This is a genomic window from uncultured Microbacterium sp. (genome assembly GCF_963524805.1).
Classification (GTDB): Bacteria; Actinomycetota; Actinomycetes; order Actinomycetales; family Microbacteriaceae; genus Microbacterium.
This window is the reverse complement of record NZ_CAURGG010000003.1, coordinates 185,863-209,994: the sequence shown is the minus strand read 5'-3', so window position 1 is coordinate 209,994 and position 24,132 is coordinate 185,863. Positions and strand designations below refer to the sequence as shown.

Genomic DNA, 24,132 nt, shown 5'->3' with positions numbered 1-24,132 from the left:
TCCCGGCTAGCGCGACAGCTGCGCCCCGAGCCACCCCTGCGCGCTGGTGAACAGCTGCTCGGCCATCGGGGTGTCCGTCGCCCAGGCCTCGAAGCCGTGCGGAGCGGCGCGGATGATCTCGAGGGTGACCTCTACGCCGGCCGCCTGGAGGCGCCGTGCGTACTCCACGTCTTCGTCGTGGAACAGCTCGATGTCGGAGGCGTAGATCCAGGTCGAGGGAAGGCCCGTGAGGTCCTCGCGTCGGGAGGCGGCCGCGTAGGGCGGGAGCGTCGCACCGCCCAGTGCGTCGCCGAGGTAGGACCTCCAGCCCACGAGGTTCGACCTGTTGTTCCACACCCAGTGGTCGGTGGCATCGTGCGTGCGATCGGCCGCGGTGCGGTCATCCAGCATGGGACAGAACAGCCACTGCGCCGCCACGTGAGCACCTTCGTCGTGCAACCGTTGTACGAGGCAGGCCGCGAGTCCGCCGCCGGCGCTCTGCCCGCCGACGGCGACGCGCTCGAGATCGATGCCGAGATCCTCCGCATGCGCGACGAGCCACGTCCAGCCGGCGTGCACGTCATCGATCGCCGCCGGGAACCGATGCTTCGGCGCGAGCCGGTAGTCGACTGAGACCACGGTGACGCCGAGGCGTGCCGCGGTTTCACCGCACAGCGCGTCGTCCATCGTGGCAGTGCCCATGACCATGCCCCCGCCGTGAATCCAGAGCAGAGCCGCCCCGGTGGATCGGTCGGGCGTGTGGATGCGCAGGCTCACCCCGTCGTCGCGAACGACCCGGCGGGTGACGCCGTCGGTGCGCCTGCCCGGCAGAAGACGCCACATCGGGCCGTTGAGCAGACGGAGGACGAAGGCGTTCTCCAGGTTCAGTTTCGGGCTGCGCTGCAGAGGACGGCGCAGAGTGGGGTCGACCAGCTCGATGTCCAACGACTCTCCTTCGGATCGCGGCAGACCTCCTGCCGCCGGAGCGGCTACAGGGCGCTGATGCGCTTCTTCAGTTCCGCGGCCTTCTCGGCGGGGAACTGACTCGCGGCCATCGCCAGGACCGTGTTGGCCGGCATCCCCTTCACCATTCCGAGCATCGGGTGACCGGGCAGCTCCGGTACGACCTCCACGATGATCGCCCGTGCCTGCGGATCATCCAGCAGCTGGCCGAGAGTGGTGACGTCGAGATCGAATCTGCCGGGCATGGCGCGCTCCTTCGTGGGACGGGAGGGGTCAGATCAGGATGTCACGTCTCGCGCGAGCGGCGGGCGGCGAGCTCGGCCACATCGCGCCAGCATGCCACGACCGTGTCGGCGATCTGGTCGGGCGTCTGTGCGACGTCGACGGCGAAGCCGGCCTCGTCGGGCTGCAGGCGCTCGAGCGCGACCAGCTGCGAGCCCAGCAGCGTCGCCGGCATGAAGTGGGCCGCACGGGCGCCGATCCGCTCGGCGAGCAGCTCGGGCGATCCGTCCAGCAGCGCGAAGCACACGTCTCCTCCGCGCTCGCGGAGCACGTCGCGGTAGGCGCGCTTGAGGGCCGAGCAGGCGACGACGACGGTCTGACCCGACGCCGTGCGCCGCCCGATCTCGTCGCCCACCGCGGCCAGCCACGGACGGCGGTCCTCGTCGGTGAGCGGAGCCCCGGCGGCCATCTTGGCCACGTTGGATGCCGGGTGGAAGTCATCGGCGTCGAGGAAGAGCGCGCCCGCACGCGCGGCCACCGCCGCCGCGACCGTGGACTTGCCGGAACCTGATACGCCCATCACCACCAGAGCCGACGTCTGCTCTTCTGTCACGGCTGCCCCCTCTTGCGGTGTCCCTCGAGCGTATCCGTCGCTGCGTCGCAGGCTGTCAAGCCCTCCCCCGGCGCGTGCTCGCGAACGTAGCCTCGCAGGACGTTCAAGGGAGGAACCTCATGGTCCGCGCACTCGCGCTCAACTGCACGCTCAAGCCCTCGCCCGCCGCATCCAGCACCGAGCTGCTCGCCGATCAGGTGCTCGCCGAGATGGCCGAGCGCGGCGTCGATGCCGAGCAGATCCGCGTCGTGGACTTCGACGTGAGGCCCGGCGTGGAGGCCGACATGGGCGACGGCGACCAGTGGCCGCAGATCCGCGCGAAGATCCTGGACGCCGACATCCTGGTGCTCGCCACGCCGACGTGGATGGGACACCTCTCCAGCGTCGCGGCCCGCGTGCTCGAGCGCCTGGATGCCGAGCTGTCCGAGACCGACGAGGCAGGGAATCCTGTCGTGCAGGGCAAAGTGGCCGTCGCCGTGGTCGTCGGCAACGAGGACGGGGCTCACAAGATCACCGCCGACCTCTACCAGGCGCTCAACGACGTGGGTTTCAGCATCCCGTCCCAGGGCGGGACGTACTGGAACGGCGAGGCGATGCACACCGTGGACTATCAGGACCTCGATGAGACTCCCGAAGAAGTCGCCGGCGCGACGGCCGGGGCCGCCCGCAACGCGGTGCACCTCGCCACGCTGCTGAAGGCGAACCCGTACCCGGGCGAGTGACCGCTTCGCTCAGGTGCGGGCGGCGGAAGGTGTGCGGTTCTCGGCGCTGACCATCCAGGCGAACTGCTCGAGCTTCTCGATGATCGCGTGCAGGATGTCGGCGCTCGTCGGGTCCTCCTCGTCGACGTCGTCGTGCACGCCGCGGATCGTGGCGACGGTGCCGTCGAGGCGGACCGTGATGAGATCGACGGTCTCGGACGTGTCGATCTCGCCCTGCGGGTATTCCGGCAGAGTCGTGGTCTCGGCCACGATGTCGCTGCGGCCGTCGGGCACGGCGTGGAGCGCGCGCATGCGCTCGGCGACGGTGTCGCTGAACTCGCGAGCGGCCTCGATGATCTCGTCGAGGATGCGGTGGGTGTCGCGGAAGTTGCGGCCCACGACGTTCCAGTGAGCCTGCTTGCCCTGCATCTGGAGCTCGAGCAGGTCGACGAGCACGGACTGCATGTTCTGGCCGAGCTCCTTCGAGGCGACGAACCCCTTCTCGGCGTTCTGGCGGCGGGTGGTCTTCGCGCCGGTGCCGCCCGGGGCGGAGCGCTGGGACGAACGGGTGGCGGGCTTGTCGGTTGTGGCCATGATCCGACGGTAGTTCTGACGCGGCGCCGCCGGCAGGCCCTTGACAAGGGCTTCGGGTGCCGAAAGCCCGGCCGGTGATCGGACACGCCGTGAACCGGCATCCGTCATCGGGGTGTCGACATGACGGACCGGGCTTTCCGCAGACCCGCTCAGGGATGCAGGGCGTCGGCGACCGAATCCCACCACGCGGCCGCCGCCGAGCGGTGAGCGGGCAACCGCGTCCGCGCCTCGCGGGCGACGCGCTCTCGGTCCTGCAGCAGGGCGAGCAGACGTGGGATGCCGGCGGTATCGGCCTCCGAGATGGGAACTGTCGCCTCCTGTCCCCACTGCGCGAGGGCACCGCGCTGCTTCACGGCGGTGTAGTCGTCGGTCACCAGGCCCAGCACCGGCACGCCGGCCGGCGCGGCGAAGACGGCGGGGTGATACCGACCGGTGATCAGCAGGTCGGCGGAACGGGCGAGGGATGCCGCCGCCGCGACGTCTCCGGTCGGCACCACGGCCGTCGCGGTGCGCATCCGCCCCCGCACCTCGTCGTGGAGCACCGCATCACCGCGCGGCGCGGCTCCGGTCATCGGCCCGAAGTGGGCGTGGAAGCGCACCGGGCCGCCGGTGGCGTCGGCCGCGGCATCCACGAGTGCGGCGACGCGCTCCACCGTCTCCGCACGCGGAGCACGTCCGAGCGACAGCGAGAGACTCACGAGCACCCCGCCGGGCTCGCCCGCGGCATCCCGAGGTGCGATCTCACCCGCAGGCAAGCCGACGAACGATGCGTCGTCGACGCCGAGGCGAGCCGCGACGCCCAGTTCGGTCGCCAGCCGGTGGGTGGTCGCCTCCCGGACGCTCACACGTCGGGCCGACTGCAGCAGCCGCGTGACGAGCTCGCGATCGCGCCCCCGCAGATCGGGACCGAGCGTCTGCCCCGACACGGCCAGGGACCGGCCGAGCCGCGCCGCCACACCGGCGAGCGCCGCCCGTTCGTAGACGTGCAGAGGCCAGGTCGAGGCGAGGTTCCCGCCGCCGGCGATCAGCACCCCGTCGGCCTCCGCCACCGCGGCCACAACGGCACGGGCGCTGTCATCGCTCGAGAGGGTGTCGGCGCCGTCGGCGAACGCGAGCACGGCCGCCAGACGCCGCTCCGAAGCCGGGCGGTCCAGTCCGTCGAAGCGGATCCGTGGCACCGCGTCGATGCCGTAGCGGCTCGCGGTCTCGTCGGGAGCGGAGGAGACGGCGACCAGCGATGCTCCCCGCGCGGCGAGTTCGTCGCGCGCGGCCTGGAACATCGCCTCGTCGCCGATGTGCATCATGTCATCGATCACGCCCACATCGCCCAGGGCCACCACGCGCATGGAAAAATCTCCTCAGACTAGGGTCGATGACCCGTTCACGCTAGCCCACCGCGACGGCCGTCTCGGAGGACTACGATCGAGGGCCCGCCGAACCTCGCCGGCGGCGGATGACAGGACCAGACATGGGCGTGCAGACAGCGCTGGATGCGGTGCGCGATGCGCCCGGAATCGTGGAGGCCATCCGCCTCGCCGACGACCTCGCGTTCGAGGCCGGCAGGGATCCGGGAGTGCGCACGCTCCGTGTGCTCGCGACCGCGCTGAACGGCGACGACGACGTCGCGGCGATCGCGGGGGTGCACGCGCTGGCGCAGGTCTTCGACGAGCAGGCGGCGCGGATGCTGACCGCTCTGCTGTCGGACCGTCGGCCGTCCATCCGCGAGCATGCCGCGTGGGCGCTGAGCTCCGTGCTCCCGCGCGCCGATGCGATGGGACGGCTGATCGGGCAGGTCGCCGCCGGCGGCTTCACGGGCATGCTCGCCCAGCGCACACTCGAGACGTGGTCCTCCGCCACCGCCGAGATGCTCGCGGTCAGTGTCGAGAGCGCGCTCCTGGGCACCCGGGATCCGGCAGCACGGGCGCGCCTGACCGAGACCCTCGGGCTCGTGCGCGCCGAGATCGCGACCCGACCGCTTCTGGAGCTCGCCGCCGACGCGCGTGAGCACGAGGAGGTCCGCGTCGCGGCCGTCTCTGCGCTCGGCCAGCGCCGCTCCGCGGCGGGCGCCGCGGAACTGCTCGAAGAGCTCGTATCGGGTGAGGGCCGATTGGCCGAAGTCGCCCGCCTCGCCCTGATCGACCTCGACGCCGTCGACCACCTGCACGTGCCGCGGGCGAACGGGCTGACGATCGCACAGCTGTTCCTGCACGCCGACATCGACCCGTCGCTCGCGTCCGTCGGCGCGGGCGACAACGGAGGAATCGCGACGCTGCTCGTGCGGCTGGGCGATGCGCTGGTGGCCGACCCGACCACCGGCGTCGAGCGCGTCATCACGCTCTCGCGCGGCCCCGTCGCGCAGGCCGCCGAAGATCTGCTCGAGATCGGCGCGGCGACCTCCGGCCACGTGTACGGCCGCGTGCCGCTCCTGGCCGACCCGGTCCCGTCGGCCGCGGCCTGGCCGCTGCGCGTCACCGCGCGTCGCGGCATCCGTCGCATCCTGCGCGCCGCGGGACCCGTCGATCTGCTGCACCTGAGGATGGCCGACGTGGGCAGCGTCGCCGCCGCCGATGTCGCCCGTGAGCTCGGCATCCCGACCGTCTTCACCGTCGCACCCGACCCGCATGCCGTCATCCGTTCGCTCGATCGCTCCGGGGCGCTCACCCGCGAGCGCTTCGGCCAGGTCGACCTCGCGGAGCACTTCTGGTACCGGGCGCGACTGGTCACCCGGCTCGCCTCGAACGCCGCGCACACCGTGCTGTTCCCTCGTCCCGACCTCCAGCGCGACATGTCCCAGCTCGTCGGCATCGACATCACGTCGCATCCCGAGCGCCACACGATCGTCGCGGAGGGCGTCGACCTCGCCGTCGTCGACCGTGCCGTCCACGCGGCGCGCGAGCACGCCGAAGGTGCCGCCGCCTCTCCGGCGATCGCGGACCTGCGCGACCTGATCTCTCAGCTGCCGCCCGAGCGGCGCGGTCTGCCGCTCGTGGTGAGCCTCGGTCGCCTGCACCGCGTCAAGGGCATGGCGACCCTCGTGGAGGCATGGGCCTCCGGCGCGCTGCGCGAGCGGGCGAATCTGCTCATCATCGGCGGAGACCTGGAGCATCCTTCCCTCGACGAGCGCGAGCAGCTCGATCGCATCGATGCGGCGGTGCCCGCCGAGCGGCGCGCGGACGAGGGTCTTCTGCTCGCCGGCCATCGGCCGAACGACGTGGCCGCGTTCTGGCTGGCGGCTGCGCGCTTCGGCCTGCCCGGGCTGACCGCCGCCGGGGGCGTGTACGTGTGCGCGAGCGTCAAGGAGGAGTTCGGCATCGCACTGCTGGAGGCGATGGCCACCGGGCTCATGGTGGTCGCACCCGACGGCGGAGGACCGGCGACCTATGTGGAGGACGGCGTCACCGGGGTGCTCACGCAGACGTGGGATGCCGCGCGGCTGGAATCCGGCGTCGTCGCGGCTCTGGGCGTCGCGGCGACCCCCGACGCTGCTCGCGCCGAGGCGGCGCACGACATGGTGCGCACGAGCTTCACGATCCAGGCGATGGCCACGGCCCTCGGCCCGGTGTATCGGGGCGTCGCCGCCGAAGAGCAGGAGCTCCTGCGCGCGACGAGCACGATGAGCACCGCGGTCGACGGCGCCGCGCGCGCGTGAGAGCGACGCCATGACGCTGCTGGTCATCAGTCCCGACTACGCGTCGCACCTGCTGCCGCTCGCCACGCTGGCCACGGCGTGGCGCGACGCCGGCGAGCGGGTCGTCGTCGCCACAGGACCTGCGACCGATCCGATCGTGCGCGAGTTCGGCCTCGAGCGCTATGACCTGCCCCTGGGGCGCGGCAGCAACGCCCGTGTGATCCGCGCCGAGGAGCAGCCCGAGGACGAGTCCGACTCGCTGCGCGGCTTCTTCGACGCCACGCGGCGGGGCATGGTCGCCACCCTGCGCTATCAGGCGGCCGAGCGTCTCACCGACCTGATGTGGGATCCGGTGGATGCCGGACGCCGCACGCTCGCCGCCGTCGCAGCCGTCCGGCCGGACGCGATCATCGTCGATCACCTGGCCTTCAGCGCGCGGCTGGCACTGCAGGCAGCCGGCATCCGGTATGCCGATGTGGTTCTCGGGCACCCGAGCGCCCTGCCGGTGGTCGGCGAGGTCTACGGCTACCCGCCTTTCTGGCCTGCCGCCTTCGCTCCGGACATCGCCGAGCTCGCAGACCTCCGTGCCCTCTGCGACGAGGTGTCGGCACGCTTCACCGCCGAGTGGAACCGCACCGCCCTCGCGGTGAATCCCGCGGCGGCGCCGACGGAGGACGCATTCGGCGAGCACGGTGACCTGGTGCTCTACAACTACCCCTCCGCCCTCGCCGAGGGCGATGGCCGATCGCTGCCACCGCACGCCTTCCTCGGGTCCACCCGACGCGTCGAACCGGCCGACGAGCAGGTCGAGGCATGGATGGCCGGGGCGGGCGAGTTCGCGTATGTCAGCTTCGGCAGCTTCCTGTCCGTGCGCGCGGACGTGCTGCGTCGCGTCGCCGAGGCCCTCGTGCGGATCGGCCTGCCGGCCGCGATCGCCACCGGCTCGACCGCGCCCGAGGAGCTCGGGCCCATCCCCGAGGAGTGGCTCGTACGTGACTACCTCCCGCAGGTGCGGCTGCTCTCGAGCGCACGCCTGGGCGTGACGCACGGCGGCAACAACTCCGTCACCGAATCGGTCGGGCAGGGCGTGCCCCTGCTGGTCCTGCCGTTCTCGACGGATCAGTTCGCCGGCGCCGCCGCGATCGAGCGGCTCGGCATCGGCCGCGCGCTCGATCCGAACAGCGCGACGGTCGACGAGCTCGCCGCCGCACTGGCCGAGGTGCGCGATCTCGCGGGGTCGCCGACCCTGCGGGCGATCGCACACGAGCAGGCCGAGCGCCCCGGCCCCGCGATCGCCTACGAGCTGCTGAGCACCCGCGACCCGGCGACGAGCTGAGTCATCGCCACGACGTCGCCCTCGGCGTCGCGGTAGCGCTGCATCAGCGCGGCGTTCGCCTCGTAGCGGGCTCCGGCGCGCTCTTCGGCGGCGTGGTGCAGGGCGTACACCCGGCCTTCGTGACGCACGGGCGGCTGCCCGAGCAGCTCGCCGTGGGCGAGGTACCACGCCGCGTCCTCGAAACCCCAACCGCGGAACCGCTCGTCCTGGCCGCCGTGACCGGCCCACGTGCGCGGCGTGGTCACGTAGACCCCGGAGCAGGCGCCCAGCACCAGGTCGTGCGCGCACTCATCGGCCGGCATCCCGCCGCGCAACTGTGCGTCACCCGTGCGGCCGAGCCACCGGTACTCGGTGTACGGCAGGTGCACCAGGCCGCCCGTGCGCGCAGCCTCCACGGCCGCCCGCAGAGGCGCCGGCTCGGGCAGTGTATCGGCATCGCACACCACGACGACCTCGTCCGGATCGGCCATCGCGACGCCGAGGTTGCGGCACGCCGCGAGCACGAAGACATCGTCCTCGGTGTCGACCGTCCGCACCTGGAACTCGGGCAGATATCGGGCGTACCACTCGAGCACGAAATCGAACGCGGGCACCCGCGAGGGGGCCGGGCGCCAGGGCACGATGACGGTCACGGGACCGGGCGAGGGGGGCATGCGTCCAGCGTACGTGTGAAAGGATTTGCGGATGCCGATCACGACTCCCGCCCTCCTCGTCCACACCGCCGGACAAGCGTTCGAACGCGGCACGGTGCAGCGCCGCGACGTCGGAGCGAACGACGTGCTGATCGACATCGCGTACGCCGGCATCTGCCACTCGGACATCCACCAGGCCCGTGAGGAGTGGGGACGCGCGATCTTCCCGATGGTGCCGGGCCACGAGATCGCCGGGATCGTCACTGAGGTCGGCGTGGACGTCACGAAGCATTCCGTCGGAGATCGCGTCGGCATCGGCTGCTTCGTGGACTCATGCCGCGAGTGCGAGAACTGCCTGGCCGGCGAGGAGCAGTTCTGCCTCACGGGCAACGTCGCCACCTACAACGGGCGCCAGTACGACGGCAGCGAGACCTACGGCGGATACTCGACCCGGATCGTCGCGGACGAGAATTACGTCCTGCACATCCCCGACGGCATCCCGCTCGACACTGCGGCTCCCCTGCTGTGCGCCGGCATCACGACCTATTCGCCTCTGCGGCACTGGGGCGCCGGACCCGGCAAGCGCGTCGCCGTGATCGGAATGGGCGGGCTCGGGCACATGGCCGTGCAGATCGCGCACGCCATGGGCGCGCACGTGACGGTGCTCTCGCGCACGCTCGCGAAGAAGGACGAGGGTCTCGCCCTCGGCGCCGACGAGTACTTCGCCACCGAGGATCCCGACGCCCTCAGGTCGCTGCGCGGACGCTTCGACCTGATCATCAACACCGTCTCCGCCGACATCCCGGTCGACCGGTACCTGGCGACGCTGCGCCTGGACGGCGCACTCGTGTTCGTTGGGCTGCCCGAGAACCCCCAGCAGTTCCGGGTGTTCTCGCTGACCGGCGCGCGCCGTTCCCTTGCCGGATCGAACATCGGCGGCATCCGCGAGACGCAGGAGATGCTCGATTTCTGCGCCGAGCACGGCATCGCCTCGGTGATCGAGACGATCGGCGCCGACGAGGTCACCGACGCGTACGACCGCGTGGTGCGCGGCGACGTGCGCTACCGCTTCGTGATCGACACGGCGACGATTCCGCAGGCCTGAGCGTCGGCCGCCGCTAGGCGCGCAGCGCGAGCGTGAACGGCAGCACGGCCGTCGCTCCCGCACGGCGCAGCTCGCGCGCGGCGACCGTCAGCGTCCACCTGCTGTCGGCCAGGTCATCGACCAGCAGCACCGGACCCTCGGGGATCTGGAGGCCGGACGCGTCGAACCGGTCCCAGAGCCCCGCCAGCCGGAAGACGCTGTTGCCGCCGGGCTCCCCGCTCGGGCCGCCGCCTCGTGTGGGCAGCGTGCCGAGGAAGGGGAGCCGCCCGGCGTCGGCCAGCCCGCTCGCGAGCGAACCGATCAGCTGCGGACGACGGCGCGAGGGGATCGCCAGGACGGATGCCGGGCGCTCGGCCCACGGCCAGTCGGCGAGCACCCGGATGGCGGCATCCCGCAATGCGTCCGAGAGGGGCGCGTCCGGGGCGCCGCCCTCGAACAGCGTGCGCAGCGCCCCGCCCCAGCCGAGGTCGGTCAGTCGGGCGAGCGCGCGTCCCTCGTCCGCGCGTTCGCTGAGGGGGATGTTGCCTTTGAGCGGGATGCCGAGCCGGTCGGCTCCGGTCGGCCACTGCGCCCGCGGCTCGATCGGCACGCCGACCCGCGCGAGCGACACGTCGGCGGATTCTGCTGCGCGGTCCGCGACGTCGGTGGGATACCACGCGCCCGCGCAGTTGTCGCAGCGTCCGCAGGGCGCGGCCGTGTCGTCGTCGAGCGTGCGCTGCAGGAACTCCATGCGGCAGCCGCTGGTGCTCTCGTAGTCGAGCATGTGCTGCTGCTCGACCCGGCGTGCGGTCGCGATCCGCTCGTAGCGCTCGGCGTCGTAGGTCCACGGCCGCCCGGTGGAGACCCAGCCGCCGCGGACGCGGTGGACGGCCCCGTCGACGTCGAGCACCTTCAGCAGCAGCTCCAGCGGCGTCCGGCGGATGTCGACCAGGGCCTCGAGAGCGGGCGTCGAGAGCGGCCGGTCGCCAAGCTCGGCGATCACGCGCTCGGCGCGGTCCTGCGTGGGCATGGACGCGGTCGCGAAGTACCGCCAGATGTCGGGGTCCTCGGTCCCCGGCAGCAGCAGGACATCGGCGTTGTCGGTCGCTCGCCCGGCGCGCCCCACCTGCTGGTAGTAGGCCACGGGCGAGGACGGTGCGCCGATGTGCACGACGAACCCGAGGTCGGGCTTGTCGAAGCCCATGCCCAGCGCGCTCGTCGCGACGAGCGCCTTGACGCGGTTGCCCTTGAGCAGGGCTTCGGACTCCTCGCGCTCGGCGGCATCGGTCTGACCGGTGTACGCGCGGACGTCGTGACCCGCGTCGCGAAGCAGCCGCGCGACGTCCTGAGCGCCGCTCACCGTGAGGCTGTAGATGATGCCCGAGCCCGGCAGGTCGCCGAGGTGCGTCAGCAGCCACGCCAGGCGTGCGCGAGCGTCGGGGAGCCGCAGTACGCCGAGGCGCAGCGACGCCCGGGCGAGCGGCCCGCGGATCGTCACGACCTCCACGCCTCCGCCGGCGAGCTGTTCGGCGACGTCGGTGACCACGCGGCTGTTCGCGGTGGCCGTGGTGGCGAGAATGGGCACGCCGGCGGGCATGCCGCCGATCAGCTCGCCCAGGCGACGGTAGTCGGGGCGGAAGTCGTGGCCCCAGTCGCTGATGCAGTGCGCCTCGTCGACCACCAGCATCCCCATCCGCTCGACCAGCGCGGGCAGCTGCTCGTCGCGGAAGGCGGGATTGTTGAGGCGCTCGGGCGAGAGGAGCAGCACGTCGACATCGTCGTCGCGCAGGCGATCGAGCACCTCCGTCCACTCGTGCGCATTCGTGGAGTTGATGGCGACCGCCCGCACTCCGGCCCGTTCGGCGGCCGCGATCTGGTCGCGCATGAGCGCCAGCAGCGGCGAGACCAGCACCGTCGGCCCCGATCCGCGACGACGCAGCAGGAGGGTCGCCACGAAGTACACGGCCGACTTGCCCCACCCGGTGCGCTGCACCACGAGGGCGCGGCTGCGGTCGTCCACGAGCGCCTGGATCGCCTCGAACTGGCCCTCATGGAAATCAACACCGTGGGAATCGGCGTCGCCGCGGCCGACGAGCCTCCGGAGGATCTCGAGGGCTGCCGCGCGGGTGTCGTCGCTCATCCGCTCGAGTCTGTCAGCACCCACCGACGGTGACCACGCAGGGGCGATATCACCCGTTGTGCATGACGACCTTCGGATGCCGCCTGCCTAGCGTGAGGACCGAGCCGCAGACGGCTCATCCACAGAGGAAGGTGTTCCATGGCCGAGAACGAACTGGACGGATACGGGCCCGTCGACTTTCTGGTCGTCGAGTTTCCGGCGGGCGCGTCGAGTTTCACGGGTGAGATCGCCGAGGAGATCGTCCGGCTGGTCGATGCCGGCACGATCCAGGTGATCGACATGATCGTCATCGCGAAGGATGCCGACGGCAACCTCGACGCGGTCGAGATCTCCGACACCGAAGACCTCGGACCTCTCACATCCATCGAGGCGGGGCTCGCAGGTCTTCTCGCCGAGGACGACGTCGCCTACCTCGCCGCCGAGATGTCTCCGGGCAGCGTGGCCGGTGTGCTGGTCTACAAGAACCTCTGGGCGGCGCCGTTCGCCGCGGCTGCCCGCCGGGCCGGCGGTGTGGTCATCGCCGACGGACGCGTCGCACCCGAAGACGTGGTCGCAGCCTTCGCTGCGGCTGCGGAACTCGAGGCAGAGCTCGACGAAGCGATCGACGAAGCCATCGAAGAGGAGATCGATGCGGAGATCGCGGCAGAGGAATCGGCCGAGAACAAGGGCTGATCAAGACCTCGCACTGAGCCGTGCCCGCAGCCCGGGGGGACTGCGCGGCACGGCTCAGTCGTGCGAGCTGCGGCTGAGCGCGACGTACACCGTGTTGGATGATGTTCCCCCGGTGAGCGGGTTCGCGAAATCGACGACGTGCGCGGCCGGGTCGTCGAAGACGCCTCGGAGCGTCTGCAGGAACTCGTCGTCCGGCGGGTCGTCCGACCACAGCGCGAACACCCCGTCGCGGCGCAGATGGCGGTCCAGCGCTCTCAGGCCGTCCGCCGCGTACAGATCGGCGTGCGTCGGATCCAGCTGGTGCCGGGGCGAGTGGTCGACGTCGAGCAGGATCGCGTCGTAGTCGCCGCCACCGGATGCCGGCGGTCGGCGCATCAGCGCGAAGAAGTCATCGTGCACCAGCGTGGTGCGCGCGTCCCCGACGAGCGCTGCCGAGACGGGCAGCAGCTCCCGCTCGTGCCAGTCGATGACCGCCGGCAGCGCATCGACGACCGTGAGCGTCCGCACCCGGCCCTCCCGCAGCGCGGCGACGGCCGTGTAGCCGAGCCCGAGGCCGCCGACGAGGACGTCGAGCTGCTCTCCCGCCGCGGCGGCGAGACCGCGCACGGCCAGCTCCTCCTCGGCGACGGTGAACAGACTCGACATGAGGTACTCCTCGCCGAGCTTCACCTCGTAGATCAGCTCGCCGGTGGCGGGCTCGGTGCGCCGTCGCAGGGTGAGGTCGCCCATCCGGGTCGGCTGCCAGTCGAGTTCTTCGAACCGCGCGATCACGTGGCCGCCTCTCCGTCGGTGCTCACCCTACCCACTGCCGCCGTGCACCAGACTCTCTGGAGGAGTCCGGAGGAGGACAGCATGGCGGAGTCGATCACCACGGACTCGACGTCCACGCAGCGTACGCACCGCTACCTCCGGCTCGCGATCGGCGGCACGGTCGTGGTCATCTTCGTCGCCGTTCTGGCGGCCGTTCCGGCCGTCGGCTGGCTCGCGTCGGTCAGCGACTACTTCTACTCCCCCGCGCGCAACGCCTTCGTCGGAGCCCTGCTCGCGGCATCCGCGGCCCTGCTGGCCCTCTCTGGTCGAGGTGCCGAGCGGACGATCCTCGATGCCGCGGCCCTGTTCGCGCCGCTGATAGCGCTGGTGCCGACGGTCGTCGGCCTGGGTTCGCCCACTCACCCCGGCCTGGCCTGTGCACCGTGCGTCCCGCCGGAGTTCGAGGCCGACGTCGCCAACGGCGTGACGACGTATCTCGTGGTCCTCGCCGGCGTGATCGGCCTGGGGTACGTGCTGTCGCGCGCCGGTCAGGTGCGCCGCGCGCGGTTCTCGCTGGTGCTCGGCGCCGCGGTCTTCGTCCTCGTCCTGGTCCTCGCGCTCGCCCTTCCGGACCTGCTGCTGGATGGGGGACACTTCGTCGCGACCATTCTCTTCTTCGGGCTCATCGCGGCCGACGCTGTCCTCAACGCGTTCTGGCGCACCAGCAGCCAGGCGCCGCCCACCTGGCTGCGGATCGTGTACATCGGGATCGCGGTGGTGCTCGTGCTGGATCTCGCGCTGCTGATCTTCACGACCGTCGTGCTGTGGGATGCCGAGACGAAGGTCTTCCCGTGGATCCTCGTCGGCGAGGCCGTCGCACTCCTCATGTTCCTGGCCTTCTGGTGGCTGCAGACCTGGCAGCGGTGGAACGAGGGCGATCCCGCCTCGCTTCTGCCGATGGGCGGCCGGCTGCCCCCGCTGCGACGTCAGGCGTCGGTCGAACGATAGATCCGCGCTTCCCACGGCTCGAGGACGCCGGTGGATGCCGCGGCTTCGGGAAGATTGGTCAGCACCAGTTCATCGCCGCCGAGGCCGCACGGCGCGGCGTCATCCGACAGGTTCGCCACGACCAGCAGGCGCGTGCCCGTGAGCACGCGCTCGTAGGCGAAGAGGGCAGGGTCCTCGGGCAGCAGCATCCGGAAATCCCCGTGCACGACCACAGGATCCTCGTGGCGCAGTGCGATCACGCGGCGGTAGTACGCGAACACCGAGCCCGGGTCGTGCGTCTGGGTCGCCGCGTTCACGCGGTCGTGATTCGGATTCACGCCGATCCACGGTGTTGCGGACGTGAAGCCCGCACCCGGCTCGGCGCTCCACTGCATGGGCGTGCGCGCATTGTCGCGACCCATCGCCCGCAGGGCATCGAGCACGGCCCCGGGCTCTTGACCCTGCAGCTGCACGGCGGCGGCGTAGTGGTTGATCGACTCGATGTCGCGCAGGGCGCTGATGTCGTCGAAAGGGAGGTTCGTCATTCCGAGCTCTTCGCCCTGGTAGACGTAGGGCGTTCCGCGCTGCAGATGCAGCACGGTCGCCAGGGCTGTGGCCGAGGCGTACCAGTGCTCGCGGTCGTTGCCCCAGCGCGAGACGATGCGCGGCTGATCGTGGTTGTTCCAGTACAGGCTGTTCCAGCCGTTCTCGGCCAGGGCGTCCTGCCAGCGCGCGAACGATCGCTTGAGGTCGCGCAGGTCGAGCTTCCCGACGTTCCACTTGCCGCCGCGGTGGTCGAGTCCGACGTGTTCGAACTGGAAGATCATGCTCAGCTGACCGCTGCGGTCATCGGTCAGGCGGGCAGCGAGCTCGGGGGTCGCGTCGGGCATCTCGCCGACCGTCAGGTAGTCGGCGGGGCGGGGATCGAAGACCTGCATCTTCATCTCGGCGAGGTACTCCTGGAGCCGGGGACCGCTGACGAAGAACGGCATGCCGTCGCCGAAGCCGGTGGTCAGCACCGCCCCGTCGGGAAGGGCGGGGTCCTTCGAGATGAAGTTGATGACGTCCATGCGGAAGCCGTCGACGCCCCGGTCGAGCCAGCGGTTCATCATGTCGAAGACCGCGCGACGCACGATCGGGTTCTCCCAGTTCAGATCGGGCTGCTTCCGCGAGAAGAGGTGCAGGTAGTACTGGCCGCGAGCCGGCTCCCACTCCCACGCCGAGCCGGAGAAGAACGAGCCCCAGTTGTTCGGCTCGGCCCCCGGCTCCCCGCCGACGGTGCCGGGTCGCGGGTCGCGCCAGATGTACCAGTCGGCGTGCTCGGCATCGCGGGCGGTGCGCGAATCGACAAACCACGCGTGCTCGTCCGAGGTGTGGTTGACCACCAGATCCATCACGAGCCGCATCCCGCGCTCGTGCAGCTGCGCGATCAGCTCGTCGACATCGGCGAGCGTGCCGAACGTCGGATCGATGTCCTCGTAGTCGCTGATGTCGTACCCGTTGTCATCCTGCGGTGACCGGTAGACCGGCGAGAGCCACACCACGTCGACCCCGAGGTCGTGCAGATAGTCCAGCCGCGAGATGACGCCCGGGATGTCGCCGATGCCGTCACCGTCGGAATCCTGGAAGCTGCGGGGGTAGACCTGGTACACGACAGCGGAGCGCCACCACTCCTGGCCCGGTCGACTGTGAGACATGGCGACCAGCCTGGCACGCGCGGCAGCCGGGTCGCCAGGCGACCACACGTGCTGACCCGATCATCGATGTGCCGATACGATCGAGAGGACGATTGGATCGAGGTCGCGATGTACGTACTGTTCGTTCTGTACCTGGTGCTGTTCCTCGCGGGGTTCTTCCTGTTCGGCGCGGCCTTCACCGCCACGGCGTTCCAGGGACTGATCTTCACCGCCGGCATCCTGGCCATCTCGCTCGCCGTCGCGCTCCTGTTCCACACGACGCGACGCACCTGATCGGCGCGACACGGGCATGAGCACGCGGGGATGAATACCGCCGCCCGCCCGTGGGTGCTGCACGTCGATCTCGACCAGTTCATCGCGGCGGTCGAGGTTCTGCGTCGGCCCGAGCTCGCCGGCAAGCCGGTGATCGTGGGCGGCCGGGGTGACCCGACCGAACGGGCCGTCGTGTCCACGGCATCGTACGAAGCGCGCGAATTCGGCGTGGGGTCGGGCATGCCCCTGCGGATCGCCGCTCGCAAGGTGCCCGATGCCGTCATCCTGCCCGTGGATCACGAGGCCTACAACGCCGCGTCCGCAGAGGTGATGGCGACGCTGCGTGCGCAGCCGGATGCCGTCGTGCAGGTACTCGGCTGGGATGAGGCCTTCGTCGGGATCGACACCAATGACCCGGAGGCGTACGCCCGGGCGACTCAGCGGGCGGTGCTGGAGCGCACGCGGCTGCACTGCAGCGTCGGCATCGGCGACACCCTCGTGCGCGCGAAGGTCGCGACGGGGTTCGGCAAGCCGCGCGGGGTCTTCCGGCTCACTGCCGAGAACTGGCTCGAGGTGATGGGCGCGCACCCGACGATCGACCTCTGGGGCGTCGGCACCAAGATCTCCCGACGGCTCGCCGGCCTCGGCATCCACACCATCGCCGAGCTCGCAGGCGCGCCGGAGGAGGGCCTGGTCGCCGAGTTCGGGCCGCGGATGGGCCTGTGGTACCGGCAGCTGGGGCGGGGAGAGGGCGCGAGCGTCGTGGATGACACCCCGTGGGTCGCGCGCGGCCACGGGCGGGAGACGACCTTCCAGGAGAACATCGTCGACCCCGCCGCGATCGCACAGGCCGCCCGGGATCTGCTCGATCAGGTGCTCGAGGACGTCGCGGCCGAAGGGAGGCCCGTGGTCGGGCTGGGGCTGAAGGTGCGGTATGCGCCCTTCTTCACCAAGACCTTCACGAAGAAGATCGCTTCGACATCTGATCGGGAGGTCGTGGTCGCCAAGGCGATGGAGCTGGTCGCGAAGATCGAGCCGGACCGGCCGCTGCGGCTGCTCGGGATGCGCGCCGAGATGGCGATGCCCGACGATGCGCGAGAAGGACACTCGCCGACTCGCAGCGGCTGGTGAGCCCGCAACGGCGGGTTGTCAAGCCCTTGTCGTAGCGGCCGTACCGACGTGTGATGGAGGAACGAGTCGCGCAGACCACGAGTGGCGCGACCATGAACGAAGGAGACGATCATGGGTATGGACGACAAGATCAAGAACGCTGCTCAGGACCTCACCGGCAAGGGCAAGGAAGCCGTCGGCAAGGCCACTGACAACGAGCGACTCGAAGCCGAGGGCGACCGCGACCAGGCGGCGGCCGACATGAAGAAGGCCGGCGAGAACGTCAAGGACGCCTTCCGCTGAAGATTCGCCAGCGTCAACGCGCGGAGCGGTCGGAACCTGCGGGTTCCGGCCGCTTCGCCGTGTTGCGGCGCGGATCAGAGCAGGTAGGCGTCGACGAGCAGGGGTCCGCGGATCTCGCGGAGCGCATCGATCAGCCGCTCCATTCCCCGGCGTCCGAACGATGAGAGCTGCAGATCGTGCGGGCCGAGCTTCTCGAGCTTGCCCGTGCGGATGCGCACCACCTCCCATCGCGCGGAGCGCAGCATCCGGTCCTTCCGTCGATCCGCGTCCTCGCGCTTTCCGACGTGCTCCAGCCCGAAGCGCCCGGTGCTGTCGTACTCGATCGCGATCCGCAGCTCCGGCAGCAGGATGTCCGGCCACACCTCGACGTGGTCGAAGAACGGCCGGCTCACCCGCACGGCGTTGTACCCGGGGCTGACCCCGAGCCGGGCGAACACGTCGGCACGCAGCTGGGCTTCGACCGCGGATGCCGGACGAGGCGCGCATTCGCTGACGAACGGCTCGCCCACGGGCAGCGACGGCGTCTTCGGGCACAGGTCTCGAGCGGCCTTCGGGCGCGTGCGGGCCTGGCCGGCGGGCGCGATGCGCGGCGGCTTGGCCATGACGGCGCAGTCCGGGCACCACGCCGAGCGGCGCCTCTCCCGCCCGGGGCGCGCACGCTGCTCGGCCGGCGTCGCGACGAACGTGTGGCCGAGCTCGCACTGCCAAAGCAGCAGCACGTCGGCAGCCGGAGGCACCTGGGTGAGGGTAATGCCGGCATTGAGGTCGGGATGGTACTGCCGGATGAGCATCGGAAACGGCGCCCACGCCTCCCGGTAGGTGCCGACCGGATACGGCACCTCGACTCCCCGCGAGAACTGCCGACGTGCCCACCACGCCTCGACCCGCTCCGCCATGACAGGCACGGTACCGGCGGGCACCCCCACCGGTTCGCGGCGATCTATTACAACGTCGTAAAGATTTTCTTTACAACGTCGTAAATGATCGCTAGGTTGACCTCGTCGAGAGCCGTCCGGCGCTCGCCGCCGTTCAAGGAGGAACAGTGAGAAGAGTTTCGAGATTGGGTGAGCAGCCCAGTGCGCTGGAGGATTCGAAAGGTGCCGCCGTTCATCGACGGTTTCTCAAACCACTGAGCGTGATGGTGCTTGCACTCGCCATGGTGGTCGGCACGTCGGCGGTCGCTGCGCAAGCCGACGAGGTGGATCTCACCCCGGGACCGACGGTGGTCGCGGACCCGAACTCGCCGACGGGCTACACGGGGCACTTCGTGTATTACAACCCGACGGCGACAAGTGTGCGATTCGTCGCCGACATCCTGCTGAGGGACTGGGACAACCCCACCAGCACCACGATCTACCAGCCTTCGCAGTACCGACCCGGTCTCATGCGCGGCGGCGGAGCCTACGACGTCCAGATGACCAACGTCGGCAACGGCTACTGGGTGCACGACGTGCCGCTGGCCGCCGGCGTCAACCAGTACTGGTTCTACGTGAACAACAACACCAATCAGTGGATCGCCGACCCGGCCAACGCACCCATCTACCCCCCGGACGGTCTGACCGGGAATGCCCGGCGCGCCTTCAACGCGGTCTACGTGCCCTACGACGCCGAGAAGCAGAACTACGCTCCTCTGGCCGAGCGGGTGATCGCGAACCCGCGTGAAGACTCCGCGAAAGGCACGTGGAGCTACGTTCCCATCCAGATCGGCGCGGCCACGCGCACGCTGGGTGTCTACCTTCCTCCGGGATACGACCCGAACAGGGCTGAGCCGTACAAGACGATCTACCTTCAGCACGGCAGCGGCCAGGACCAATCCGACTGGCTGAACATCGGCTCCGTGCCCATCATCATGGACAACCTCCTGCAGGACGGCCTCACCGAACCGGCGGTCATCGTCACGACGAACTCCGCCTACCTCGGCCCGGCCAACCAGGGCTACCCGAACATCACCAATGTGATCGTGCCGTTCGTCGAGAGCAACTACAACGTCTCCACGAACCGCCTGGACCGCGCGTGGGCGGGACTGTCGATGGGAGCGTCGATCACCTCCGGCATCATCAACAACAATCCGCTCCGATTCGGCTACTACGGGGTATGGAGCTTCAACGCCGGAATCAACCGGACGACACCGAATCTCAACCAGGCCTACATCCACATCGGGTGCGGTGTGTGGGACAACCTCAACCTGTGCGCGACACCGACCGCCCTGAGCAATCTGGACGGCTACGCCAACTACAAGAACACCCGCATCGCGGGCGGGCATGACTTCAATGCCTGGCCGCAGCTGTTCGCGATCTTCGCGAAGGACTACGTGTGGCAGCGCGGAGCGTTCGTCAACAGTGCTCCGGTGTGGAACGCGGGCGGCGAGACGCAGTCGGTTGATGAGAATCGCCCGCTGGCATTCAGCGTCGCAGCAACCGACCCGGAGGGTGACGCGGTGACCTACAGCGTCGGCGCGCTTCCGGTCGGAGCGAGCTTCGATGCCGCCACCGCGACGCTCTCGTGGACTCCGGGCTACCGGCAGTCCGGTCAGTACACGATCACCTTCACTGCCAGTGACGGCGATCGCTCGTACAGCTTGTCGTCCACAAAGGATGTCGTCATCACCGTGCGTGATGTGACTGTCACTGAGCAGCTCACCGCGCTCAAGTCAGCGATCACCGGCCTGAGTGTCCCCGGAGGCGTCAAGAACGCGTTGACCGTGAAGCTGGACCAGTCGGCCAAGCTGCTGGCGAAGGCGCAGACGGCCCAAGCCGTCGGCATCCTTTCGACGGACTTCGTCGGTCAGGTCAATAGCTTGGTGGCCGAGGGGAAGCTGAGTGCGGCCGACGCGGCGGCCCTGATCCTGGCAGCCCAGGAGACGATCGCGAACATCACCGCGCAGTAGTCCCCACCGCGAGCGGGGCTGTCGACAGGCGTCATCTGCCGACAGCCCCGCTCTGACGTGCCGGCGCCGGAATCATATCCTCGCGGGCGGCTCGGCCTTACGCGCGGCCGGCTCCCAGCGCAGCAGGTCGCCCGGCTGGCACTCGAGCGCCGCGCACAGCGCGTCGAGCGTGCTGAACCGCACGGCCTTCGCGCGGCCGTTCTTGAGCACGGCGAGATTGGCCGGCGAGATGCCGATGAGATCCGCCAGTGTTCCCACTGCCATCTTCCGCCTGGCGAGCATCACATCGATGTCGACGACGATCGCCATCAGATGACCTCGCGCAACTCGGATCGCAGCCGCTCCGCTTCGCGCTCGCGGGCGACAGCCTGCGAGAGGAGCAGCCGCAGGACGAGGACGATCAGCGCCACACCGCCGATGATCAGCGCGGCACCGCAGATCAGTCCGACGATTCCCGGAGCGACATCGCCGGGTGCCAGCAGCACCGCGAGCGCGAACGTCAGAACGGCAGCGCTCGCGATCGCGACGATGATCACGTCGACGTAGCGGAACGCGGCATCGGAGAAGACGGACCCGCGCCGCACCATCGCCAGCAGCGGCCAGACGCAGACCGCGCTGACCTGCAGTGTGAGCACGCCGAGCACGAGGATGACGACGAAGATCGTGCGCAGCACCGGAGGCGCACCATCGAGGTCTCGCCAGATCACCGGCATCATCCAGAGCTGGACGAACAGCGTTCCCGCCAGCGTCAGCACGATCACGACGCGCAGGGCGTTGATCAGCAGGGCATTCATCACGACTCCTTGTTGTCAATCGTGAGAAATCTATCGAATATCGATAGTTATGACAAGTGCGCGCACGAAAGTGGCCCGGAGTGTCGCTTCACGCGCGCTCAGGCGCCCGGTGCTGCCACCTTCGTCTCGAGCCTCAGCGCTTCGGCCGGCGGGGCTGGTCCAAGCCGAGGCGGATGCGGGTGTGTTTGCGTTCGATCACGATGAACAGGGCGCCCACGACCCAGAGTGGCACCTGGGTGAGGAAGGCGATCCGGAACGCATCGAGGGTGAACGTCGCCGGCGTTCCGGCGCCCTGGACGTCGAGGGCGAGACCGATCAGGAAGATCGCGATCAGCCCGGCCAGGAACCCGCCTGAGTTGGTGATGCCGGTTGCGGTGCTCAGACGGTGGCTCGGATTGTGCGTGCGCGCGTGGTCGAACGCGATCATGGATGCCGGTCCCCCGGTCGCGAGCGCTATCACGAGCGCGAACAGCAGCCACAGGGGGGCAGGTGCCGGCCACGCGATCACGACGAGCCAGGCGATCATCTGCACCGCGACGGTGGGCAGCACCAGCGCGTGCGAGCGGCGGTGCGGCATCCGGCTCGACAGCATCCCCATGACCGGGCCGATGGCGATGCTCGAGAGCACCAGCACCGTGGTGATCGCCGCAGCCTCGGCCTGGGTGCGACCCTCGCCCGAGGTGAGGAACGGGATCCCCCAGAGCATGATGAACGCGGTGCCGGCGAACGGCGTGGTGAAGTGCGACCAGAAGGCCAGCCGCGTGCCCGGATGCGACCACGCCGCGCGGATGCCCACCCGCGTGTCGACGGCGGAGGTCACGACGCGGATCGCCCCCGTATCGGTATCGACAGAGACGTCCGACTCGCGGTCGGGCGGGTGGTTTCGCACCACGGCGAACACCAGGACCGCAAACAGCACTCCGAGCCCCGCGACGCTGCCGAATGCGATCGACCACGATGTGGCGTGCAGCAGCGCGGCCAGGGGGATGATGGCCACGAGCTGGCCCAGCTGGCCCAGGATGCCGGTGGTCTGGACCATCACCGGTGCGCGCTGCGCCGGAAACCAGGTCGCGATGAGCCGGAGCACGCTGGGGAACACGGCGGCATCCCCGGCGCCGAGCAGCATGCGCGCGGCGATCGCGATGCCCACGTTGGGCGAGATCGCCATGACCAGCTGAGCGACAGCCATCAGGATCATGCCGATCGTGATGATGGGGCGTGCCCCATAGCGGTCGAGCCACACTCCCACCGGGATCTGCATGAACCCGTAGACCCCCAGCTGCAGCACCGCGAACATCGACAGCGTCGACGCGTCGGCGCTGAACCGGTCGGCGGCCTCCACTCCGACCGCCGCGAGCGAGGTGCGATTGGTGATCGCCAGCACGTAGCCGGCGGCCGCGACGCCCCAGATCAGCCACGCGCGCCACGACGGGGCTTGCCTCGTCACGTCGCGCACGCTTCCAGGCTACGTGGGCGGCGGGAATACTGATGTCGTGATCGAACTCACGGCAGTGCACGGCGACATCACTGGACAGCACGTCGATGCGATCGTCAACGCCGCGAACAACCGCATGCGCGGCGGCGGCGGTGTCGACGGAGCGATCCACCGCGCCGCCGGCCCGCGCCTGCTGCAGGAATGCATCGAGCGGTTTCCCGAGGGCTTGGCCACCGGTGACGCCGGCTGGACGACCGGCGCCGACCTTCCCGCGCGGTGGGTGATCCACACGGTCGGCCCCAACTACAACGCGGGCGAACGCGACCGGAACCTGCTGGTGTCGTGCTATCGCCGCGCGCTCGAGGTCGCCGACGAGCTGGGGGTGCGCCGGATGGGCTTCCCCCTCATCAGCGCAGGCATCTACGGCTGGCCGCTGCCGGACGCGATCGAGGTGGCGGTGGACACGATCGCCCGCACACCGACGCGGGTCGACGAGGTCCGCATCGTCGCGCTCGGCGAGGCGATGTATGAGCGGGTGTGCGACATCATCGACGCGCGCTTCCCTTCCGCATAGATCAGGGCAGCCTCAGCCCGTCCATCCCGCCGTCGACCGCGAGCAGCGTTCCCGTCGTGGACGCGGAAAGCGGGGATGCGAGGTAGACGATCGCGTGCGCGACCTCTGCCGCGCTGACGAGGCGCCCCATCGGCTGGCGAGCGCGCAGAGCGGATGCCGCGGCATCCGGATCGTCGGCGGCATCCAGCAGCCGTCCCACCCAGGGGGTGTCGGCCGTGCCCGGCGTGACGGCGTTGACCCGGATCCCCTCACGGACGTGATCGGCGGCCATGGCGAGCGTGAGGGCAGAGACCGCTCCCTTGCTCGCGGCGTAGATCGCGCGGTTCGGAACGCCGACCGCGGCGACGACGGACGACGTGTTGACGACAGCGGCCCGGCGGGACCGCCGCAGGTGCGGCAGGGCGGCGCGGGTCACGCGGGCGATGCCGACGACGTTCACGTCCAGCACCCGGTGCCACTCGTCGTCATCCCCGGCGGACACGTCGCCGACCGCGCCGATGCCCGCGTTGTTGATCACGATGTCGATGCCGCCGAAGTGCGTCGCGACGGCCGCCACGGCGGCGTCCACTTGAATCGGATCGGTGACGTCGCAGACGACCGCGAACATCTCGTCCGGCAGGTTTGTGACGTCGCGATCGAGCACGGCGACCCTCGCGCCACGGCCGGCGAGCAGCGCCGCCGTCGCCGCGCCGATGCCGCTCGCCCCGCCCGTCACGATTGCGACAGCACCGGTGAATTCCGTGCCATCGAACTCAGCGCCGTCGAATCCGCTCATGCCA

General features: G+C 70.0%; 25 protein-coding genes. 11 read left to right on the top strand and 14 right to left on the bottom strand.

Annotated features, from left to right (window positions below):
• Positions 1-6 precede the first annotated feature (6 nt).
• The 3 genes from RWQ91_RS08535 to RWQ91_RS08525 are packed head-to-tail and all read right to left on the bottom strand — an operon-like array spanning position 7 to position 1,777.
• The gene (locus RWQ91_RS08535; RefSeq protein ID WP_314504811.1) at positions 7-924 is read right to left on the bottom strand and encodes an alpha/beta hydrolase; all 918 of its coding nucleotides are present in this window, start codon (positions 922-924) and stop codon (positions 7-9) included.
• A gap of 44 nt (positions 925-968) precedes the next feature.
• Complete coding sequence (locus RWQ91_RS08530) at positions 969-1,187, bottom strand: hypothetical protein (protein WP_314504808.1); 219 nt, start codon at positions 1,185-1,187, stop codon at positions 969-971.
• A 41-nt stretch (positions 1,188-1,228) separates the two neighbouring features.
• Complete coding sequence (locus tag RWQ91_RS08525) at positions 1,229-1,777, bottom strand: gluconokinase (RefSeq protein ID WP_314504806.1); 549 nt, start codon at positions 1,775-1,777, stop codon at positions 1,229-1,231.
• Between the two features lie 119 nt (positions 1,778-1,896).
• On the opposite strand from RWQ91_RS08525, the gene RWQ91_RS08520 reads away from it, so the two are divergent.
• Positions 1,897-2,499 carry an NAD(P)H-dependent oxidoreductase gene (locus RWQ91_RS08520; RefSeq protein ID WP_314504803.1) on the top strand — a complete coding sequence of 201 codons (603 nt, stop codon included), beginning with the start codon at positions 1,897-1,899 and terminating at the stop codon, positions 2,497-2,499.
• 9 nt (positions 2,500-2,508) lie between these two features.
• Here RWQ91_RS08520 and RWQ91_RS08515 read toward each other — a convergent pair whose 3' ends face one another.
• Complete coding sequence (locus tag RWQ91_RS08515; RefSeq protein ID WP_314504800.1) at positions 2,509-3,072, bottom strand: DNA starvation/stationary phase protection protein; 564 nt, start codon at positions 3,070-3,072, stop codon at positions 2,509-2,511.
• A 149-nt stretch (positions 3,073-3,221) separates the two neighbouring features.
• Entirely contained in the window at positions 3,222-4,418 is a 1,197-nt protein-coding gene (locus RWQ91_RS08510; protein ID WP_314504798.1) for a polysaccharide pyruvyl transferase family protein, read from the bottom strand.
• Between the two features lie 122 nt (positions 4,419-4,540).
• Here RWQ91_RS08510 and RWQ91_RS08505 point away from each other — a divergent pair, with 122 nt between their 5' ends.
• Positions 4,541-6,721, top strand: coding sequence for a glycosyltransferase (locus RWQ91_RS08505; RefSeq protein WP_314504795.1), 2,181 nt, complete (start codon positions 4,541-4,543; stop codon positions 6,719-6,721).
• Positions 6,722-6,731: 10 nt separating this feature from the next.
• Positions 6,732-8,036, top strand: a complete 1,305-nt coding sequence (locus tag RWQ91_RS08500) for a glycosyltransferase (protein ID WP_314504792.1) — start codon at positions 6,732-6,734, stop codon at positions 8,034-8,036.
• Here RWQ91_RS08500 and RWQ91_RS08495 read toward each other — a convergent pair.
• Complete coding sequence (locus RWQ91_RS08495) at positions 7,997-8,689, bottom strand: hypothetical protein (RefSeq protein ID WP_314504789.1); 693 nt, start codon at positions 8,687-8,689, stop codon at positions 7,997-7,999. The two genes, RWQ91_RS08500 and RWQ91_RS08495, sit on opposite strands and share 40 nt — an antisense overlap.
• A 31-nt stretch (positions 8,690-8,720) precedes the next feature.
• On the opposite strand from RWQ91_RS08495, the gene RWQ91_RS08490 reads away from it, so the two are divergent.
• Positions 8,721-9,773, top strand: a complete 1,053-nt coding sequence (locus RWQ91_RS08490) for an NAD(P)-dependent alcohol dehydrogenase (RefSeq protein WP_314504786.1) — start codon at positions 8,721-8,723, stop codon at positions 9,771-9,773.
• A gap of 13 nt (positions 9,774-9,786) precedes the next feature.
• On the opposite strand, the gene RWQ91_RS08485 is transcribed toward RWQ91_RS08490, so the two are convergent.
• Complete coding sequence (locus tag RWQ91_RS08485; protein ID WP_314504784.1) at positions 9,787-11,892, bottom strand: DEAD/DEAH box helicase; 2,106 nt, start codon at positions 11,890-11,892, stop codon at positions 9,787-9,789.
• 138 nt (positions 11,893-12,030) lie between these two features.
• Here RWQ91_RS08485 and RWQ91_RS08480 point away from each other — a divergent pair, with 138 nt between their 5' ends.
• A complete protein-coding gene (locus tag RWQ91_RS08480; RefSeq protein WP_314504781.1) occupies positions 12,031-12,564 on the top strand; it encodes a DUF6325 family protein in 534 nt (177 codons plus the stop codon).
• Between the two features lie 54 nt (positions 12,565-12,618).
• On the opposite strand, the gene RWQ91_RS08475 is transcribed toward RWQ91_RS08480, so the two are convergent.
• A complete protein-coding gene (locus RWQ91_RS08475) occupies positions 12,619-13,335 on the bottom strand; it encodes a spermidine synthase (RefSeq protein ID WP_314504778.1) in 717 nt (238 codons plus the stop codon).
• 81 nt (positions 13,336-13,416) lie between these two features.
• Here RWQ91_RS08475 and RWQ91_RS08470 point away from each other — a divergent pair, with 81 nt between their 5' ends.
• Entirely contained in the window at positions 13,417-14,322 is a 906-nt protein-coding gene (locus tag RWQ91_RS08470) for a hypothetical protein (protein WP_314504776.1), read from the top strand.
• On the opposite strand, the gene RWQ91_RS08465 is transcribed toward RWQ91_RS08470, so the two are convergent.
• Positions 14,301-15,998 (bottom strand): alpha-glucosidase, encoded by a 1,698-nt coding sequence (locus tag RWQ91_RS08465; RefSeq protein ID WP_314504774.1) that lies wholly within the window; start codon positions 15,996-15,998, stop codon positions 14,301-14,303. The two genes, RWQ91_RS08470 and RWQ91_RS08465, sit on opposite strands and share 22 nt — an antisense overlap.
• A 108-nt stretch (positions 15,999-16,106) precedes the next feature.
• Between RWQ91_RS08465 and RWQ91_RS08460 the strand changes: the two genes are divergently transcribed.
• The 3 genes from RWQ91_RS08460 to RWQ91_RS08450 all read left to right on the top strand — a co-directional run bounded on the left by RWQ91_RS08460 (position 16,107) and on the right by RWQ91_RS08450 (position 17,663).
• Positions 16,107-16,271 (top strand): hypothetical protein, encoded by a 165-nt coding sequence (locus RWQ91_RS08460; protein ID WP_314504770.1) that lies wholly within the window; start codon positions 16,107-16,109, stop codon positions 16,269-16,271.
• Between the two features lie 30 nt (positions 16,272-16,301).
• Positions 16,302-17,381: a DNA polymerase IV gene (locus RWQ91_RS08455; protein ID WP_314504768.1), complete on the top strand. Its 1,080-nt coding sequence runs from the start codon at positions 16,302-16,304 to the stop codon at positions 17,379-17,381.
• A 111-nt stretch (positions 17,382-17,492) separates the two neighbouring features.
• Positions 17,493-17,663: a CsbD family protein gene (locus tag RWQ91_RS08450; RefSeq protein ID WP_314504765.1), complete on the top strand. Its 171-nt coding sequence runs from the start codon at positions 17,493-17,495 to the stop codon at positions 17,661-17,663.
• A 74-nt stretch (positions 17,664-17,737) separates the two neighbouring features.
• On the opposite strand, the gene RWQ91_RS08445 is transcribed toward RWQ91_RS08450, so the two are convergent.
• A complete protein-coding gene (locus RWQ91_RS08445; RefSeq protein ID WP_314504763.1) occupies positions 17,738-18,559 on the bottom strand; it encodes a zinc-ribbon domain-containing protein in 822 nt (273 codons plus the stop codon).
• Between the two features lie 242 nt (positions 18,560-18,801).
• Here RWQ91_RS08445 and RWQ91_RS08440 point away from each other — a divergent pair, with 242 nt between their 5' ends.
• Positions 18,802-20,550, top strand: coding sequence for a putative Ig domain-containing protein (locus RWQ91_RS08440; protein ID WP_314505471.1), 1,749 nt, complete (start codon positions 18,802-18,804; stop codon positions 20,548-20,550).
• Between the two features lie 72 nt (positions 20,551-20,622).
• Here RWQ91_RS08440 and RWQ91_RS08435 read toward each other — a convergent pair whose 3' ends face one another.
• The 3 genes from RWQ91_RS08435 to RWQ91_RS08425 form a co-directional block, all read right to left on the bottom strand.
• Positions 20,623-20,859: a helix-turn-helix transcriptional regulator gene (locus RWQ91_RS08435; protein WP_314504759.1), complete on the bottom strand. Its 237-nt coding sequence runs from the start codon at positions 20,857-20,859 to the stop codon at positions 20,623-20,625.
• On the bottom strand, positions 20,859-21,344 hold the full coding sequence (locus RWQ91_RS08430; RefSeq protein ID WP_314504757.1) for a DUF2975 domain-containing protein: 486 nt from the start codon (positions 21,342-21,344) through the stop codon (positions 20,859-20,861). Before RWQ91_RS08430 ends, RWQ91_RS08435 begins: the two co-directional genes overlap by 1 nt.
• A 133-nt stretch (positions 21,345-21,477) precedes the next feature.
• A complete protein-coding gene (locus RWQ91_RS08425; protein WP_314504756.1) occupies positions 21,478-22,800 on the bottom strand; it encodes an MFS transporter in 1,323 nt (440 codons plus the stop codon).
• Positions 22,801-22,837: 37 nt separating this feature from the next.
• On the opposite strand from RWQ91_RS08425, the gene RWQ91_RS08420 reads away from it, so the two are divergent.
• Entirely contained in the window at positions 22,838-23,353 is a 516-nt protein-coding gene (locus tag RWQ91_RS08420) for an O-acetyl-ADP-ribose deacetylase (RefSeq protein WP_314504755.1), read from the top strand.
• A 1-nt stretch (position 23,354) separates the two neighbouring features.
• Here the strand turns inward: RWQ91_RS08420 and RWQ91_RS08415 are convergent, their stop codons facing one another.
• Positions 23,355-24,128, bottom strand: coding sequence for an SDR family oxidoreductase (locus tag RWQ91_RS08415; RefSeq protein ID WP_314504752.1), 774 nt, complete (start codon positions 24,126-24,128; stop codon positions 23,355-23,357).
• Between the last annotated feature and the right edge of the window lie 4 nt (positions 24,129-24,132).